Raw genomic sequence first — 17310 nt, forward strand, 5'->3', positions numbered from 1 at the left:
TCTCTTCGGCCCCTTACTTACGGCGCCAGCGAACACCCTGAGGAGTGTCTTCCAGCACGATTCCTTTTGCTGCGAGCAAATCCCGGATTTCGTCTGAACGGGCAAAATTACGTGCTTTGCGAGCCGCTGTTCGCTCTTCGATCAACGCGTCAATTTCACTGTCCACGAGTTCCTGCTCTTCTTCAAGTTCAAGTCCAAGTACGCCCGTCAACTCTACAAGCAGATCCATATATGCGCGGACTTCCTTGGTGCCCACATTTTGATTGCGCATGTACAGATTGGCTTCTTTCACGATGTCAAAGAATACCGTGATCGCATTGGCTGTATTCAGATCATCATCCATCTCGGCAATGAACTGTTCGCGCAGTTCGCTAATGATTTTAGCCTGCTGAGCTTCCTGACCGTTTGGCTCTTCATCTCGAGACGTCTCCAATCGGTGAGACAGATTGGTGTAGGCCGTCTTGATTCGTTCCAGACCGTTCGCCGCTTGTGTAAGTAGCTCTTCACTAAAGTTTATCGGGTTGCGGTAATGGCCTTGAAGCATGAAAAAGCGGATCAGCTGGCCGCCATATTCTTTCGTCAGGTCACGTGCCAAGAGGAAATTCCCCAGTGATTTAGACATTTTTTCGTTGTCGATATTGAGCATGCCATTGTGCAACCAGTAGCGAGCAAATACCTTGCCCGTAAAGCACTCTGACTGTGCAATTTCATTTTCATGGTGCGGGAACACGAGATCGGTACCGCCTGCATGGATATCAATTTCCTCACCTAAAAACTTCAAAGCCATAGCCGAGCACTCAATATGCCAGCCCGGACGACCTTCACCCCAAGGACTGCTCCACGTAACCTCACCCGTCTTCGCCGCTTTCCATAGAACAAAGTCGAGCGGATGTTCCTTTTTCTCATTAATCTCTACGCGAGCACCGGCCTGCAGATCATCGAGCGGTTGATGGGAGAGCTTTCCGTACTCATTGAAACGTCCTGTACGGAAATAGACATCGCCTTCGCTCTCGTACGCAAAGCCTTTGTCGATCAGTCCTTCCACAAACTCTATGATTTCCGGAATGGTCTGCATCACGCGCGGTTGAATGTCAGGAGGCAGTACATGTAAGGAGCGCAAATCTTCATTGAATGCATCTGTATACCGATCCGCTACTTCCTTGACAGTGGTTCCTTCTTGATTCGCGACTCGAATCAATTTATCGTCCACATCCGTAATGTTTTGCACAAACGTCACTTCGTAACCGCGATATTTCAAATATCGGCGAAGTGTGTCGAAAACAATAGCAGGACGGGCGTTTCCAATGTGAATGTAGTTGTACACGGTCGGACCGCACACGTACATCTTTACCTTTCCTGGCTCCAATGTAACAAACGGTTCCTTTCGACGTGTCATCGTATTAGTCAGTTGAATGCCCATTGTTCTTTTTATCCTCCCTCAAATGGTCCAATTCTTTTCGCAAGTGGTCAATTTCTTTTTGCATCAAACGAATGGTATCGGCCACCGGGTCAGGCATATTAACGTGATCCAAATCGTTTTTGACGCGTTTGCCGTCCTGTATGACGATACGTGCTTTAATCCCGACTACGGTCGAATTGGGTGGTACCTCCTGCAAAACAACGGCACCGGCCCCTATCTTTGAATTATCGCCAATCTTGAAGGAACCCAACACCTTTGCTCCCGTAGCAATAATCACATCATTACCCACCGTGGGATGACGTTTGCCTTTTTCCTTGCCTGTTCCCCCAAGCGTAACACCTTGGTAAATCGTCACGTTGTCACCAATTTCGCAAGTCTCTCCGATGACGACTCCACTTCCGTGATCAATAAACAAACCTTGGCCAATCCGCGCGCCCGGGTGAATCTCAATCCCGGTAAAAAAGCGGGTCACTTGAGAAACAACACGAGCCGTCGTACACCATTTGGCCTTCCATAGCTTGTGGGCAATCCGGTGCCCCCATATTGCGTGCAGACCAGCATAGGTCATCACAACCTCCAGGGTACTGCGCGCAGCCGGGTCTCGTTCAAATACAGCTTGAATGTCATCTTTCATCTGTGCAAACATTTTGAGTGGCACCTCCTGCCTGATTTTCCTGCGATAAAAAACCCTGTGAACATCCTCTAAAAATGAAAAACGCCCCTGCCCCCTCAATTACGAAGGGACAGAGACGGTTTAACCGTGGTTCCACTCTGCTTAGATTGTTCCACAAAATGGCTGAACAAACAGCCCAAACAATCTCGCTCAAATCCCGATAACGGCGGGGCACCGATGGCACCTACTTGCGTCTATCCTACTTTGGACAGACCTGTTCGGCTCACTGCTCACAGGCGCATTTCCATACAGTACACGCCGGATGGCTCTCACCTCTCCATCCTCTCTGTAGACGTATATTCCTGCTGTACTTCTCCTGATCGTCGCATTCAATCTCTATTCACGGTTGAGGCGGTAGCCTACTTTCCGTTTGCAATCACATTTTCGGTGCGTGCAATTACTTTGTCACGTCCTAAGAGATACAGCGTCTCGGCAAGATCACGACCGTGCGCCTGGCCGGTAGCTGCCACACGGACCGGCATAAACAATGCTTTTCCTTTGTGGCCTGTTTCCTTTTGTACGTCTTTCAGCGCTGCTTTGATAACATCCACATTATATGCGTCAATAGCCGACAGGTGTTTCACAAAAGAGGAAAGCACCTCTGGCAGTTGTGGTTCTTTCAATACCAATGCTGCTTCTTCATCGTACACCACTTCGTCCAGGAAGAAAAGAGCCGCAAGCGGAACGATTTGTGCACAGTACGACATCTGCTCCTGATAGAGGGCAACGATACTGCGAACCCACTCTCGCTTTTCATCCGAAAGTGATTCCTCGATGAAGCCCGCTTTTTGCAGATGCGGTACGCACATCTGTGTAATCAGATCCAGCGGTTGACGCTTCAGGTAGAAGTTGTTCATCCAGTTCATTTTGGTCGCATCAAAAACGGCAGGAGATTTGCTCACACGGTCTGCGGAAAACAGCTTGATCAGATCCTCCATGCCGAAAATCTCTTCTTCTCCACCTGGAGACCAGCCCAATAGAACAAGGAAATTCACAATGGCATCCGGCAAGAAGCCAAGGTCGCGATATTGCTCGATGAACTGCAAGATGCTTTCATCGCGCTTGGACATTTTTTTGCCGTCTTGATTCAGGATCAGCGCCAAGTGAGCAAACTGCGGTGCTTCCCAACCAAATGCCTCATAAATCATCAATTGACGAGGCGTGTTAGAGAGATGCTCTTCCCCGCGAATGACGTGGCTGATCTTCATCAGGTAGTCGTCAATAACTACCGCGAAGTTGTATGTCGGAATCCCGTCAGGACGACAAATAACGAAGTCACCCATCTCATTGGAATTGAACGTTACTTGTCCACGAATCATATCATCGACAACGTACTCTCGGTCTTCTAGTACGAGGAAGTGAATGGACGGAACGCGTCCTTCTGCTTCATACTGTGCTCGCTGTTCTTCTGTTACATGGCGATGCTTTTCCAGAATGCGCGGCGTTTCACCGCGGGCAATCTGCTCTTCACGCTCAGCGTCCAGCTCTTCTTTGGTAGCGTAGCAGTAGTACGCCTTGCCTTCTGCCAAAAGCTGATCAATATAAGTGCGATAAATGTCCAGTCGTTCGGTTTGACGATACGGCCCATACGGCCCGCCAAGATCTGTGCCTTCTACCCATTCGACTCCGAGCCATTTCAGATTTTTCATCTGCTCTTCGTCAGCATTTTCCTTATTCCGCGTCTGGTCCGTATCTTCAATCCGAACGATGAACGAACCTCCGTGATGTTTCGCAAACAAATAGTTGAAAAGTGCAGTTCGCGCACCGCCGATGTGTAAATGCCCCGTAGGACTGGGCGCATAACGCGTGCGGATTTCTTTCGCCATTGGTAGCACCATCCTTATGAATGTAAAAGGGAATAAATTCTCATTGATACATGTTTCTAAGGCTCTATGTTACACCTTGCCCTTCTACTTGACAAGCAAGCATGCAGCCTGAGCCGCGATTCCCTCTCCCCGCCCCGTAAAGCCGAGCTTTTCCGAGGTTGTTGCCTTCACATTTACCTGGGACAGATCATCCGCCTCCAATACGCGCGCGATGACCTCACACATCTGCGGTATGTACGGAGCCATCTTTGGCGCTTGGGCGATAATGGTAGCATCTACATTTCCCAATCGGTATCCGCGTTCTTTGACCATTTTCCATACATGCTCCAAGAGTTTCACGCTGTCCGCGTCTTTAAATGCTGGGTCCGTATCGGGAAAATGACGACCGATGTCCCCTTCTCCAATTGCACCGAGGATCGCGTCGCTGATGGCATGCAGGAGCACGTCTGCATCGGAATGCCCTAACAAACCTTTTTCGTACGGGATGGTGACGCCTCCGATAATGCAAGGACGATCCTCCACCAGTTGATGCACATCAAAGCCTTGTCCAATACGCATGAGCTACTCTCCCTTTCGCTTTCGCAATATCTCTTCACCGAGCCATATATCATCTGGCGTAGTAATCTTAATGTTTTCATAGCTTCCTGGCATGACTTTTACAGGGTGACCGAGCCATTCTACCAGCATCGCGTCATCTGTACCCATTTTCCTAGCCCGCTGCGCTGCCTCATGCGCATCTCGCAACAAAGACATACGAAAAGCTTGTGGGGTTTGTACCGCCCACAAGCTTTCCCGTGCCGGAGTTGATTCCACAATTCCTGTGGGCCCCACCACTTTTATCGTGTCTTTGACAGGCACAGCCATGATCATTGCCTGATCGTGCTCTACCTGTCTGATCATAGCGCTGATCTGTTCGCGAGTAATAAATGGCCGGGCAGCATCGTGGACAAGTACGTACGTGCAATCCGCCGATAGTGCAGCGAGACCATTTCGCACACTATCCTGACGCTCCACTCCACCCAGTACGACCGTAAGCTGGATCGCTTCTTTCTGGAGCCAGGTCAATACATCGGCGTGGTCTTGCTCGCTTACTACCAGCACGATCTGATCCACGTCTTGATGAGTGGTAAAGAGTCGCACCGTATGAGCCAAAATCGGCTCTCCCGCAAGCGGTAACCACAACTTGTTTCGTTGCCCGCGCATTCGTTTACCAGAACCAGCTGCAACGATGACGACACCCGTACTCACGATAGTTCCTCTCCCGTCTTTTCTATAAAGCTCTTTCCAAAAGCTTCGGCTTGGCGAAGATCATCCGTCCTGCTGATGTTTGCAGCACGCTGGTCACAAGTACATCGACATCGTTGCCGATATATTCACGTCCGCCTTCTACGACGATCATGGTGCCGTCATCCAAGTAGGCTACTCCTTGACCGTGTTCTTTGCCGTCCTTGATCACCTGTACATTCATCTCTTCACCAGGCAGGACTACTGGCTTCACTGCATTTGCCAGGTCGTTGATGTTCAGTACCGCAACACCTTGCAGCTCGCATACCTTGTTCAAGTTAAAGTCGTTTGTGACGACTTTTCCGTTCATCACTTTTGCCAGCTTGATCAGCTTGCTGTCGACCTCAGAGACTTCTTCAAAATCGCCTTCCCAAATCTGAACCTTTACTTTCATTTCCTTTTGAATCTTATTCAAGATATCCAGACCGCGGCGGCCGCGATTCCTTTTCAATACATCGGAGGAATCAGCGATATGCTGCAGCTCTTCTAACACAAACCCCGGAATGACCAGCACACCTTCCAGAAAGCCGGTGCGACAAATATCTGCAATGCGTCCATCAATGATAACGCTTGTGTCCAAAATCTTGTTTTCTACGTTCGTCATGGTCGTTGCGTTGTCTTTTTTCTTATCCTTGCGTCCGATTGAAAAAACGGACATAATCTCGTCCCGCTTGCGAAAACCTACTTGGAACCCCAAATAGCCAAGCAACCCGGAAACAACCAACGGCAAAAGATCTCCTATCACTGGGATCGGAATTTTACTGATGGGCAGGAATAATAAAAAGGCAACAATAAGACCACTAATCAACCCCATCGCTCCGAACATAACATCGACAATTGGCATTTTGACGAGCGTCTCTTCTCCCCAACGAACTACTCTCAAAATATAATCCAATAACCAATTGGCTAAAAAGAAGAACAAGATGGCACCAAGTACCGCTCCAATATATTGCGTTCCAGCTACTACACCGAAATTCAAAAGCGGATTTAGCAGCGCAAATAGGTCAGCACCATATTGGTACCCTAAGCCACCGCCAACCAAAACAAAAAAGATTTTTCCTATGCGGCGTACCATGCCTTCACCTCCTTTTATTAATATAGACGTAAAGCTTTGAGTAAAACCCTGTTTCTTTCCAAATGGCTAAATTGCTTCATTGCCACTTTCCCCCACTATAGCAAAAATGATTTTACCATGTCAAATAGCCAAAAATTTTAACATAGTTGTCATTTTCCCGTCAACCTCAAACACCTGTTTCCTTCGGATGCAAATTGACAGAGAGCAGACTCCCTTCTTATAATGGCAATAACGAATGCGCGAAAATTATGACGATATCAACAGCCTAAAGCAGAGGTGAATCATATGGACAATCGAAATGTAGGTGACTTTCAAACGCAAGTATCGGAACTCTTGATCAGACATCGGAGCGTACTGGACGTCATGTCCAAAGTTCAGGAAACGGCATCCCGCATTAACCGTTCACTGACAAAAGCTATCACCGATTGCGGCTGTGTCGAAGTGGTTGCCAAAAAGCAAACGTACGATTCCAATAAAAACTTGGAGGAAAACAAGTCTCAATTGGACACCCACTTTACCGGACCCCTGTGCGAGCATTGCCGCGACGTAGTTACAGCCGAGCTCGGAAAAAACCTGTTTTATCTCACTGCCTTGTGCAATATCACGGACATCAAGCTAGAGGACGTCTTGGAGAAAGAGTCGAAACGACTGAACACCCTAGGTGTATTCAATCTTTCTTAGTCTCACACTCGTATTACGAACCACCCCCCAAAAAAGTTGCATAGAAAAATGAAAAACCCGCACTTTGGTTGGCGGGTTTTTTGCATCAAGCCGCTTATTCAAACGGCACCGATTCTTCTTCTTTGTTTTTTCTCTTACGTAATTTTTTGACGAGAAAGTCAACGTTTTTTTTTATTCCGTAAAGAGCATAGAATGCGAGTGGCAAGAAGACAATCTTGGGAAATTGCTGCGGGTACTTGATTGCTACCACGACCACAATGGCGATGATAATGGGTGTAATCCAGTACGCTGACTTGGGAATCCCGACTTTTTTGAAATTCGGATATTTGACCTTAGATACCATCAAAAAAGCGAGAAGAAGCATGCTTACTGCAAGCAGTATCGGATTAAACACTTGGTGGTACAGTGCAAGCGTGGCAAGTACGCCACCTGCTGCCGTAATAGGCAAACCGATGAAGTATCCCGGAACTCCGGCTTGAACGTTAAAACGAGCCAAGCGCAACGCTCCACAGATTGGAAAAATCGCTGTAACGAAAATACCGAGCAAATTGAAGTCTTGCAGGACGACTACATACATAATGAACGCTGGCGCTACCCCGAAAGTAATGACGTCAGAAAGAGAATCCAGTTCTTTACCGAATTCACTTTGTGCATTCAGCATTCGGGCTACGCGTCCGTCCAGTCCGTCTGCCAGCATACCAATTATCACTGTAATGGCCGCATAATCGACGTAGTGATCGCCTTGAAACGCGAGAATAATTGCTAAAACTCCCAAAAACAAATTGCTTACGGTTAGTATGTTCGGTAACGATTTCACGAACATAGACTTACCTCCTGATTTCTTCTGCTAAGAAGATTTGGTGGTCTCCTAGGCAAATGTTTAATACAAATAATGCCTTAATCCTATCTACTTTAAATGTGCCTGTCAATGAACACTTGTTCCTGAATCCGTTTCAGGCCGTCTTTGATGGCCCTCGCTCGAACTTCCCCGATCCCCTCAACCTCATCCAGTTCTTGAATAGTCGCCATCATAATTCGAGGTAAATTGTGGAAATACGCAACCAGTTTCGTAATGATTGAAATGGGCAATCGCGGGATCCTTTGCAGAATACGATAACCTCTCGGGGAGACAGATTCTTCAAGCATACTGACATTGGAGGAAAACCCTAATACACGCAAAAAAGAGCTCAATTCAAGCATTTCTTCCGAGCTTAATTTTTTCATGTCACGCAATACATTTTCGGGAGTTTGTGACACGTCTCGACAATAATCCCGAATGAGCATATGAGCTTCTTCCTCAATATTGGAAACCAGTTCCTCCATCTGCATGCTGACAAGCCTGCCCTCTACCCCTAGCTCGCATATGTACTTGGAGACTTCTGTCTTAATACGTAATACCATCTCAATTCGTTGCAAAACGAAGGTAACTTCGTGCAAGGTTACCAATTCCTCGAATTCCAACGCACCGAGATTGGTCAGCGCCTGATCCAATACGGCCTTGTATTTTTCCAAGGTAGAGACTGCCTGGTTGGCTTTGGCCAGGATGACACTGATTTCATTTAAGACATAGCGAAAGTTCCCCTGGTACAGGGTGATGACATTTCGCCTTTGGGAAATAGCAATGACCAGATAATGGGTCTGGATTGCCGTCCGTTGGGCCGTTCGATGGCGTGTTCCTGTTTCACTTGTAGAAATGGAGGCAGGAGGAAAGAGTTGGGTATTGGCATACAGGATACGTTTTGCGTCTTCACTTACTATAATCGCCCCATCCATCTTCGCCAATTCATACAAATGGGCAGGAGAGAAGTCACAATTGATGGAAAAACCGCCATCTACGATCGACTTCAACTCCGGACCGTAACCGACGACGATCAGTCCGCCGGTTTTGGCCCGCAAAACATTTTCCAGCCCTTCCCGAAGCTGTGTACCGGGAGCGACCAAGCGAAGCACATCACTAAAAAGCGGATTTCTTTTGGTGTTCTCCTGCATCCTTCGCCCCTACCCCCTTATCACCTCGTTCAAAGCTTCTGCAATATTATTTACGCCAATTACTTGAATATCGTCCGGTGCATCTAATCCACGAATGTTTTTCTCCGGTATAATGACACGCTTGAAGCCGAGTTTGTGTGCCTCGCGCACACGTTGTTCAATTCGTGATACTCCTCGCACCTCTCCGGTCAGACCGATTTCTCCAATCACCACGTCGTGCGGGTTGGTAGCGTGGTCGCGAAAGCTGCTGGCAATGCTGACCGCGATCGCCAGGTCGACAGCAGGTTCATCCAATCGTACTCCCCCTGCCACGTTGACATACGCGTCTTGATTTTGCAGCATCATGCCCATTCTCTTTTCGAGTACGGCCATAATCATCGCCACGCGCTGATGATCGACCCCTGTCGCCATTCTCCTCGGTGTCACAAAGCTTGTCGGTGCCACAAGTGCCTGCAACTCAACCAAGACAGGACGGGTACCCTCCATGCTTGCTACGACAGTCGAGCCAGCTACGCCAAATGGACGCTCTGCCAGAAAAATCTCTGAAGGATTTGCTACTTCCTCCAGACCGCGATCCTTCATCTCAAAAATTCCGATTTCATTTGTCGAACCAAAGCGGTTTTTGACTGCCCGTAAAATTCGGAACGTATTATGTCGTTCTCCCTCGAAATAAAGCACAGCGTCAACCATGTGTTCCAGCATTCGGGGTCCGGCAATGGAGCCTTCCTTTGTCACGTGGCCCACAATGAACGTTCCAATCCCTTTTCCTTTAGCGATTCTCATCAGTTGTGCGGTGGCTTCACGGACTTGAGCAACGCTTCCTGCCGCCGATTGAACCGCTGGGTGGAAAACCGTCTGGATCGAGTCGATGATCAATACATGGGGGTCTACTTGATTAATATGCTGTTCGATCAAATCCAAATCATTTTCTGCTAAGACAAACATGGGAGGAGTTTTCATATTGAGACGATCTGCACGCAATTTGATTTGTTTTGCAGATTCCTCACCTGATACATAAAGCACTTTTGCCCCCTGGTGAGCTAATGTAAAGGAGGTCTGCAAAAGAAGTGTCGATTTGCCGATTCCCGGGTCTCCCCCGACCAGAATAAGTGAACCAGGAACGAGCCCACCACCTAGAACACGGTTTAATTCCCCGATAGTCGTATCCATCCGCGGGTCTTCATTACTGGCTACCTCAGTCAGTGGAATCGCGGCCTGACGCTGTCCGCCGCTCATTCCTTCGTGCCGATGCGCAGTTTTTAATGTTACTTCTTCGACTAATGTATTCCAGCTATTACAGCCAGGACATTTTCCCATCCATTTCGGTGATTCATAGCCACATTCTTGACACGCGTATTTCGTTTTATACTTTGACATATTCGCACCCTCACTTGGAATTTCTCCTCTATTTTTATCATAGATACGCACCTAAAAAAAGAACACCTCCTAAAACTGGAGGCATTCTGCAGATTTTTGCTCGTTTACGATTTGGTTTTTTCCAAGCGCTTGACCACCAGCTTACCTTCATCGGACTCAATATTGACGGTGTCCCCTTTACTGATGTTGCCTTTTAGCAGCTCTTCAGACAATCTGTCCTCAATATGGCGCTGAATGGCACGACGCAATGGACGTGCACCGTACGCGGGATCGAAACCTTCCTTTGCCAATATTTTCTTAGCATCGTCGGTCAATTGGAAGTCAATGCTTTGTTCCTTCAAGCGTTTGCGCAGCTCATCCGTCATCAAGGTGACGATTCTCTCAATATGCTCTTGCTCCAGCGAGTGGAACACAATGACTTCGTCGATCCGGTTCAGGAACTCAGGACGGAAGCTCTTTTTCAGTTCATCCATAACTTTATCCTTCATGTCCTGATATTTTCTTTCAGTATCTCCAGTGGTAAAGCCAAGCGTCGTGTTTTTCTTGATCATGCTTGCCCCTACGTTGGAGGTCATGATAACTACTGTGTTTCGGAAGTCTACCGTGCGGCCTTTGGAATCGGTCAAACGACCATCATCTAGGACCTGCAGCAAGATATTGAACACATCTGGATGCGCTTTTTCGATTTCATCCAGCAAGATGACAGAGTAAGGCTTGCGGCGTACCTTTTCTGTCAATTGACCGCCTTCGTCATAACCGACGTATCCTGGAGGAGCACCCACCAGACGAGCTGTCGAGTGTTTCTCCATGTACTCGGACATGTCTACCCGAATCATCGCGTCCTCGTCTCCAAAGAGCGTCTCTGCTACAGCACGGGCTAATTCAGTCTTCCCTACACCGGTAGGGCCGAGGAAAATAAACGAGCCAATTGGGCGTTTCGGATCCTTGAGACCGGCACGTGCACGGCGAACAGCACGGGAGATGGATTTGACCGCTTCATCCTGACCAATAACCCGATCATGCAGGATTTCTTCCATTTTCAAGAGACGCTCGGTTTCCTCTTCCTTCAGCTTGAGGACAGGGATTCCGGTCCAGCTCGCTACCACTGTTGCGATATCCTCTGGAGTTACTTCCATGTTTAGCTGGCCTTGGCGCTCTTTCCAGTCCTTTTTGGTTTTATCCAGTTCTTCGCGCAGCTTTTGTTCTTGATCACGAAGTGCTGCTGCCTCTTCGAACTCCTGAGACTGCACTGCAGCGTCTTTTTCCTTGCGTACCTCTTCCAAGCGCCCTTCCAGCTCCTTGAGATTCGGCGGAACCGTAAAGGACTGCAAACGCACTTTGGAAGCTGCTTCATCTACTAAGTCAATTGCCTTGTCCGGCAAGAAACGGTCTGGGATATAGCGGTCAGACAGCTTAACTGCCTGCTCGATTGCTTCATCGGTAATTTTGACACGGTGATGCGCTTCATAACGGTCGCGGAGGCCATGCAGAATTTTAATAGCGTCTTCTGCCGACGGCTCGTCGACTTGAATCGGTTGGAAACGACGCTCCAGCGCTGCATCCTTTTCAATGTACTTGCGGTATTCGTCCAGGGTTGTCGCCCCTACACACTGCAATTCACCGCGGGCAAGAGCCGGCTTCAAAATGTTGGAGGCATCAATTGCACCTTCTGCTCCACCGGCGCCAATCAATGTATGCAATTCGTCAATGAACAGGATGATGTTCCCTGCCTGCCTGATTTCGTCCATAATCTTTTTCAGACGGTCTTCAAATTCACCACGATACTTGGTGCCTGCCACAACTGTACCCATATCCAGTGTCATCACACGTTTATCGCGAAGTGTTTCCGGGATTTCGTTGTTTACAATTTTTTGCGCGAGGCCCTCAGCAATGGCTGTTTTCCCTACACCAGGCTCCCCGATCAATACTGGGTTGTTTTTGGTGCGTCTGCTTAGCACCTGGATCACGCGCTCAATTTCTTTTTGACGACCAATTACCGGATCTAGTCCGCCGTCACGTGCGATGGCAGTCAGGTCGCGAGCCAATCCATCCAAGGTAGGAGTATTCGCTGCAGGATTTCCGCCAGACGGCTGATGGGATGCCATTAATTCCGAGCTGCCTAAAAGCTGCAGCACTTGCTGGCGTGCTTTGTTCAAACTGACACCCAAGTTGTTCATGATGCGTGCCGCAATGCCTTCCCCTTCACGGATCAGACCAAGCAGGATGTGTTCTGTGCCCACGTAGGTATGACCCAGCTTGCGGGCCTCATCCATGGACAGTTCAATTACCTTTTTGGCGCGAGGTGTATAGTTTGGTGTGTAATTACTACCGGACTGTTCTGTTCCGCGCCCGATTAACGACTCCACTTCACTCTGGATTTTGTCGAGGCCAAGCCCGAGTGATTGCAATGCTTTGGCAGCAATGCCCTCTCCCTCTCGAATCAGTCCCAGCAGTACATGTTCTGTCCCAATATCCTTGTGTCCAAGGCGCACTGCCTCTTCCAGGGCAAGCGCCAGTACTTTTTGTGCTCGTTCTGTAAAACGTCCAAACATCATATCGTACACCTCCGTATAACCGTGTTTTTTCTCTATGGGTTAACTGTTGCGTGTTGCTTTATTTACGATCAATTGGATGACTCCGTGTCTGCAATCCGTTCTCGAATCAGCCGAGCCCTGCGTTCGTCTCGCTGATCGGGCGTCAGCTTTTGTCCCGCGTGCTGCTGAAGAAAACCTGGCTGGGTCGTAACGAGCAGTTCGTTTAAAACCAGCGGCGAGACACCCTGAATTACACCAAGATCAATTCCTAGCCGCACATCGGATAGACGTTGGGCCGCTTCTTTGGACTCTACCGTACGTGCGTACATCAAAATGCCGTACGAGCGGAAAATACGATCCTCCAAAGATATGCGCGTATGCTCAAGCAAATAAGTGCGTGCTACACGTTCCTGCTCAATAATTTGCCTTGCTACTCCATACAGGTTGGAGAGAATATCTGTCTCCGACATTCCTAATGTCACCTGGTTGGAGAGCTGAAACAGGTTACCTAACGCTTCGCTACCTTCGCCGTAAATTCCTCTAACAACCAAGCCCACTTGATTAATTGCCTGGAGAATTCGGCTTATCTGTTGCGTCATAACCAATGCCGGCAGATGAAGCATAACGGAGGCTCGAATCCCTGTTCCTACATTGGTTGGACAGCTGGTGAGATAGCCCCTGGTCTCGTCAAACGCGTAATTAAGGTGCTTCTCGAAAATATCGTCTAATTTTGTACCTATTTCCCATGCTTCATTCAATCGAAACCCAGGCAACAGAACTTGAATCCGAATATGGTCCTCTTCATTTACCATGATGCTGACCGACTCGTCTGGACTAAGTAAAACGGCCCCTTTTCGCGACTCCTCTGCCAAATGAGGGCTGATCAGATGCTTTTCCACCAGAACCCGCTTTTCCAACGGGTTTACCTGATCCATTTGAATCATCTGCAGGGGCTGCCGTTTGCGCATGGCCTCCGAATCGCATACTTCCGTTACCTTCCTGACTACTTCCTCTCCTTGAGAGTCCGTTGCCAATAACGGAAAAGGGTGCTGGCGCAGGTTTCGGGCGATACGCAGCCGTGTGCTGATAACGATATCGGAATCGGGACCTTCTCCTTTCATCCAATTGCTCCACGGGTTTTGCATAAACTGCTGTTGGCTCATAACCAGCTTTACCTCCCCTTGCTACGATTGGGCCATTTTTTGTTCCAATGCGCGTATCCGGTCACGCATCTCTGCTGCCTTCTCAAACTCTTCACTGGCAACATGACTTTGCAGGGCTTGCTTTAATTGCTCCAGCTCTTTGCGGATTTTCAGTTGCCCCCCTGTACGCTCTGGCACTTTCCCGCTATGTTGGGTATTGCCGTGAATACGACGGAACAACGGATCAAGCTTATCCCCCAAGAAGGTATAGCAATCGCTGCAACCGAATCGCCCGCTTTTGCTAAACTGGGCGTATGTGAGTCCGCAGGTTTCGCACCGAAGCAGCTTGCTCGATGCCGATTCGCGTCCGTTTTTCTGCATGGGATCAAATTTCAATAGTCCTGACAGGAGATTATTGATGCTGAAATTGTGAAAGCCGGTAAAGACGTCCCCTTTTTCCTGAGCACAGTGCTCACAAATATGGTATTCGGTTTTTTCGCCATTGACGATTTTCGTCAGATGAAGTGTCGCCGGTCGTTTTCCGCATTCCTCACAGTTCATCACATCATCCCCTCCTAGCGCTTGGCTTTCCAGTTACTTCAATAAGATGGCCGCGATCATCTGCTTTAAAATATTTGCCCGCAAACGATCCCGCAATTCCGTTTCTACAGTCAACACGTTTCGCGAAGTGGCAATTTTCATCAAAGTAGCTTCCCTAATGTTGACCAAGCCTTCTTCAAACAATCTTTCTACAATCGCATTACCCACATTTTGTGTAATGCTCTCGCCAATCAGTTCCTCGGTCAACAATTCTTGCAAACGGGCTTTGCTGACAATCTGCACTTTGCGAATTCGAATATATCCGCCGCCTCCACGTTTACTTTCCACGATATACCCTTTTTGCACGGTAAACCGGGTGTTGATGACGTAGTTAATCTGGGACGGTACACATTGAAAAAGGTCGGCAAGCTCACTACGCTGAATCTCGATAGCGCCATTGGGACTCTCGGTAATGATGTTTTTTAAGTGATGTTCAATGATGTCCGAGATGTTACGCAAGTCATCGCCTCCTATTCCCCTGTGTTAGACTATTGACTTTGACTATCTTTGACTTTGATTATAATGCCTTTACTACGTCCATGCAAGTGGTGAATACACTTTCTATTGTGGGCAAAAAGGGGTCGCTTGAAACCAAGGAAAAAACCACTCCAGACGGAATGGTTTATGATTGTTTTAGCGTTATGGTGTCGATTTTTGAAAGTGTATCCAGTAATTCCGAGAAATTTGTAATGACGACATCTGCTCCATCCAGTTCACCTTGCTCAGCGAAACCGAAATCGCAGCCGATGGTAAACAATCCATTGGTCTTTCCTGCCTCCACGTCAGAGTGGCGATCTCCTACCATAATCGCCTGCTTCACCTGATAATCGGCCAACAGCTTAGCCACTAGATCATTCTTTGTTTTTGTGGAAAATCGACCTGCTGAATATAGATCGGTCATAAGCGGCTTTAAACCGTATTCTTCGCATATAGCATCAATGTAAGCTTCTTGACCATTGCTTGCAACAAACAGCGCGAATCCCTGTGCGTGAAGAGTCTGCAGCGTCTCTTTTACACCTGGGTACAACTCTGTAATCCGTTCATTAATTAATTGAATTTCATTTTCTAGTAACAACGTATCTGCTGCATGTACTGTTTCTTTGCTCGCACCTGGTAAAAGTTTGTTCCAAACCTGTTCGATGGTCATCCCGAGCACATTCGTTATTTCAGGCTCATCTGGGGTAGGTCCATCCCATAGCCCCTTTTCCTGGAGCTTCTTAAACGTTCTGGTAAAGGCTGGTGTGGACAGCTTCTCTGTTTGGAGCAAAGTACCATCCATGTCAAACAATATGGCAAAAGGAATGCTCATGTGTTCCTCCTCAATTGTCTCCTCTTGATCGTCATTCTCCTTGGTCTAGCACCATTTGCATATCGTCTCGAATAAATTCAGCGATTCGCTGGGCCGCATCCGGTTTCGATATTTTTTGACCCATTCTTCTCATGTACTCTACTTTTGACGGACTGTGCAATAATTCGTCAATGAAGTAAATTAATTGCTCCGACAGATTAGCATGGACCGCGCAACCGTTGTTTAACAAAAAGTGACTGTTCCGCTCTTCTTGTCCCGGCAGGGGATTATAAATGATCATGGGAACTCTTTTACTCATGACTTCAGCAGATGTCAGCCCACCTGATTTGGTTACAATCAGATCAGCCGTTTCTAGGTACTCATGGAAATTGCTAATAAATTTCAATGGTACTACCTCGTGCCTGTAGCTGCGATTCGAGACTTTTTTATACAGCTTATCATTCGTTCCTGTCAACACAAAGGTTTTCAGTGGAAGGTTGATGACCTCAAGACCGTCAAGCACTTTTTCCATGGAACCCAGACCTAATCCGCCTCCTGAAAGAATAATGCTCTTTTGTTCGGGTGATAGACCGAGATTTTGCCTAATTTGCTCCGTATCTAGTGGCAAACTGAACTTCTTCATGATCGGTATGCCCATCGGAATAAATTTACGGTGATCCTGCCGGTAAATATCTACTAGATAGTACAATTGTTCATGCCCAATGAAGTAGTAATTGATGTGATGATTAATCCAGGACGGGTGAATGGTGTAGTCCGTTATAATCGTGTAAATAGGTTCCTTCCAATCATTTCTTCCTTTTAATACAGAGAGCATGCAGCTTGCAAATGGGTGTGTTGCAATGAAGGCGTCGGGCTGGACACTATTAATTAGCTTTTTCAATTTGTTTGCTAGCAATTTATTCATAAGAACGTTCATATCAAAGAAACGACTTTTTTCCGTATTGTGGTAAATCCTACCCCACATTTTAGGTGATAATCGCAACAGGTTCATATAGCTTTCCAACAAGATCTTGTGAAACGTGGGGCTAATGTATTCCAACGTATCAATGATCATAGACGTGCAACCATTCTCAGCCAAGCTCTCCTGCATAGCTCTGGCAGCTTGATTGTGACCGTTGCCGATGGAAGCAGAAAAGATGAGGATTTTTTTCATGAATTCTTCTCCTTCATAACCTTGCCTTGCCTACTCCAACGCCAGAATCAGGTACCTTCTCATGTTAGTCTACCCCCTGACGTATCTGCAAGAGGTATCTTGTCGGCCATTCGTCCTAACTTATCGACAAAGTAAATGCGATTTTCGACGTTTTTATGAAAAACGAAAAACCTCCTTACCCATTCTGGGGTAAAGAGGTTCATTTCATTCCCTGAAAACTGAATACGCATGATTGCTAAGAGTGTGG

The 17310-nt window shown here is 47.6% G+C and carries 17 protein-coding genes and 1 other annotated feature; of the genes, 1 reads left to right on the forward strand and 16 read right to left on the reverse strand.

All coding sequences use genetic code 11. From position 1 onward, the window contains the following. Positions 1 to 13: 13 nt before the first annotated feature. The 6 genes from cysS to ACIFQN_RS23210 all read right to left on the reverse strand — a co-directional run bounded on the left by cysS (position 14) and on the right by ACIFQN_RS23210 (position 6278). The gene (gene cysS / locus ACIFQN_RS23185) at positions 14 to 1420 is read right to left on the reverse strand and encodes a cysteine--tRNA ligase (RefSeq protein ID WP_429835397.1); all 1407 of its coding nucleotides are present in this window, start codon (positions 1418 to 1420) and stop codon (positions 14 to 16) included. Continuing rightward, positions 1401 to 2066: a serine O-acetyltransferase gene (gene cysE, locus ACIFQN_RS23190; protein ID WP_429835398.1), complete on the reverse strand. Its 666-nt coding sequence runs from the start codon at positions 2064 to 2066 to the stop codon at positions 1401 to 1403. The genes cysS and cysE overlap by 20 nt, the downstream gene beginning before the upstream one ends. Positions 2067 to 2162: 96 nt before the next feature. Then, positions 2163 to 2426: a binding site (T-box leader), on the reverse strand. A 26-nt stretch (positions 2427 to 2452) separates the two neighbouring features. Then, positions 2453 to 3919, reverse strand: a complete 1467-nt coding sequence (gene gltX, locus ACIFQN_RS23195) for a glutamate--tRNA ligase (protein ID WP_429835399.1) — start codon at positions 3917 to 3919, stop codon at positions 2453 to 2455. A gap of 84 nt (positions 3920 to 4003) precedes the next feature. Beyond that, positions 4004 to 4477, reverse strand: coding sequence for a 2-C-methyl-D-erythritol 2,4-cyclodiphosphate synthase (gene ispF / locus ACIFQN_RS23200; protein ID WP_429835400.1), 474 nt, complete (start codon positions 4475 to 4477; stop codon positions 4004 to 4006). Between the two features lie 3 nt (positions 4478 to 4480). Continuing rightward, complete coding sequence (gene ispD, locus ACIFQN_RS23205; RefSeq protein WP_429835401.1) at positions 4481 to 5167, reverse strand: 2-C-methyl-D-erythritol 4-phosphate cytidylyltransferase; 687 nt, start codon at positions 5165 to 5167, stop codon at positions 4481 to 4483. A 22-nt stretch (positions 5168 to 5189) separates the two neighbouring features. Then, positions 5190 to 6278 (reverse strand): PIN/TRAM domain-containing protein, encoded by a 1089-nt coding sequence (locus ACIFQN_RS23210; protein WP_429835402.1) that lies wholly within the window; start codon positions 6276 to 6278, stop codon positions 5190 to 5192. Positions 6279 to 6563: 285 nt separating this feature from the next. Between ACIFQN_RS23210 and ACIFQN_RS23215 the strand changes: the two genes are divergently transcribed. Continuing rightward, on the forward strand, positions 6564 to 6959 hold the full coding sequence (locus ACIFQN_RS23215; RefSeq protein WP_429835403.1) for a DUF1573 domain-containing protein: 396 nt from the start codon (positions 6564 to 6566) through the stop codon (positions 6957 to 6959). Between the two features lie 94 nt (positions 6960 to 7053). On the opposite strand, the gene pssA is transcribed toward ACIFQN_RS23215, so the two are convergent. The 10 genes from pssA to ACIFQN_RS23265 form a co-directional block, all read right to left on the reverse strand. After that, positions 7054 to 7782 carry a CDP-diacylglycerol--serine O-phosphatidyltransferase gene (pssA, locus tag ACIFQN_RS23220; protein ID WP_429835404.1) on the reverse strand — a complete coding sequence of 243 codons (729 nt, stop codon included), beginning with the start codon at positions 7780 to 7782 and terminating at the stop codon, positions 7054 to 7056. Between the two features lie 89 nt (positions 7783 to 7871). Next, positions 7872 to 8948 (reverse strand): DNA integrity scanning diadenylate cyclase DisA, encoded by a 1077-nt coding sequence (gene disA / locus ACIFQN_RS23225; RefSeq protein WP_429835405.1) that lies wholly within the window; start codon positions 8946 to 8948, stop codon positions 7872 to 7874. A gap of 9 nt (positions 8949 to 8957) precedes the next feature. After that, positions 8958 to 10325, reverse strand: coding sequence for a DNA repair protein RadA (gene radA, locus ACIFQN_RS23230; RefSeq protein WP_429835406.1), 1368 nt, complete (start codon positions 10323 to 10325; stop codon positions 8958 to 8960). Positions 10326 to 10429: 104 nt separating this feature from the next. Continuing rightward, the gene (locus tag ACIFQN_RS23235; protein ID WP_429835407.1) at positions 10430 to 12880 is read right to left on the reverse strand and encodes an ATP-dependent Clp protease ATP-binding subunit; all 2451 of its coding nucleotides are present in this window, start codon (positions 12878 to 12880) and stop codon (positions 10430 to 10432) included. Between the two features lie 68 nt (positions 12881 to 12948). Continuing rightward, positions 12949 to 14022: a protein arginine kinase gene (locus ACIFQN_RS23240; protein ID WP_429835408.1), complete on the reverse strand. Its 1074-nt coding sequence runs from the start codon at positions 14020 to 14022 to the stop codon at positions 12949 to 12951. 21 nt (positions 14023 to 14043) lie between these two features. After that, positions 14044 to 14562 carry a UvrB/UvrC motif-containing protein gene (locus ACIFQN_RS23245; RefSeq protein ID WP_429835414.1) on the reverse strand — a complete coding sequence of 173 codons (519 nt, stop codon included), beginning with the start codon at positions 14560 to 14562 and terminating at the stop codon, positions 14044 to 14046. A 33-nt stretch (positions 14563 to 14595) separates the two neighbouring features. After that, complete coding sequence (locus ACIFQN_RS23250; RefSeq protein WP_429835409.1) at positions 14596 to 15060, reverse strand: CtsR family transcriptional regulator; 465 nt, start codon at positions 15058 to 15060, stop codon at positions 14596 to 14598. A 163-nt stretch (positions 15061 to 15223) separates the two neighbouring features. Continuing rightward, on the reverse strand, positions 15224 to 15910 hold the full coding sequence (locus tag ACIFQN_RS23255) for an HAD family hydrolase (protein ID WP_429835410.1): 687 nt from the start codon (positions 15908 to 15910) through the stop codon (positions 15224 to 15226). Between the two features lie 31 nt (positions 15911 to 15941). After that, positions 15942 to 17063: an MGDG synthase family glycosyltransferase gene (locus tag ACIFQN_RS23260; protein ID WP_429835411.1), complete on the reverse strand. Its 1122-nt coding sequence runs from the start codon at positions 17061 to 17063 to the stop codon at positions 15942 to 15944. A 59-nt stretch (positions 17064 to 17122) separates the two neighbouring features. Next, positions 17123 to 17310, reverse strand: a 188-nt coding sequence (locus ACIFQN_RS23265) for a hypothetical protein (RefSeq protein ID WP_429835412.1), incomplete at its 5' end; no start/stop codon positions are given.

This window comes from Brevibacillus sp. NRS-1366, assembly GCF_050467985.1.

Coding starts and splice junctions, on each gene's coding strand:
- disA (WP_429835405.1), bottom strand. CDS start 8,948: ATGCAGGAGAACACCAAAAGAAATCCGCTTTTTAGTGATGTGCTTCGC.
- pssA (WP_429835404.1), bottom strand. CDS start 7,782: ATGTTCGTGAAATCGTTACCGAACATACTAACCGTAAGCAATTTGTTT.
- ACIFQN_RS23260 (WP_429835411.1), bottom strand. CDS start 17,063: ATGAAAAAAATCCTCATCTTTTCTGCTTCCATCGGCAACGGTCACAAT.
- ACIFQN_RS23255 (WP_429835410.1), bottom strand. CDS start 15,910: ATGAGCATTCCTTTTGCCATATTGTTTGACATGGATGGTACTTTGCTC.
- gltX (WP_429835399.1), bottom strand. CDS start 3,919: ATGGCGAAAGAAATCCGCACGCGTTATGCGCCCAGTCCTACGGGGCAT.
- cysS (WP_429835397.1), bottom strand. CDS start 1,420: ATGGGCATTCAACTGACTAATACGATGACACGTCGAAAGGAACCGTTT.
- ACIFQN_RS23245 (WP_429835414.1), bottom strand. CDS start 14,562: ATGAACTGTGAGGAATGCGGAAAACGACCGGCGACACTTCATCTGACG.
- ACIFQN_RS23210 (WP_429835402.1), bottom strand. CDS start 6,278: ATGGTACGCCGCATAGGAAAAATCTTTTTTGTTTTGGTTGGCGGTGGC.
- ACIFQN_RS23240 (WP_429835408.1), bottom strand. CDS start 14,022: ATGAGCCAACAGCAGTTTATGCAAAACCCGTGGAGCAATTGGATGAAA.
- ACIFQN_RS23215 (WP_429835403.1), top strand. CDS start 6,564: ATGGACAATCGAAATGTAGGTGACTTTCAAACGCAAGTATCGGAACTC.
- radA (WP_429835406.1), bottom strand. CDS start 10,325: ATGTCAAAGTATAAAACGAAATACGCGTGTCAAGAATGTGGCTATGAA.
- cysE (WP_429835398.1), bottom strand. CDS start 2,066: ATGTTTGCACAGATGAAAGATGACATTCAAGCTGTATTTGAACGAGAC.
- ACIFQN_RS23235 (WP_429835407.1), bottom strand. CDS start 12,880: ATGATGTTTGGACGTTTTACAGAACGAGCACAAAAAGTACTGGCGCTT.
- ispF (WP_429835400.1), bottom strand. CDS start 4,477: ATGCGTATTGGACAAGGCTTTGATGTGCATCAACTGGTGGAGGATCGT.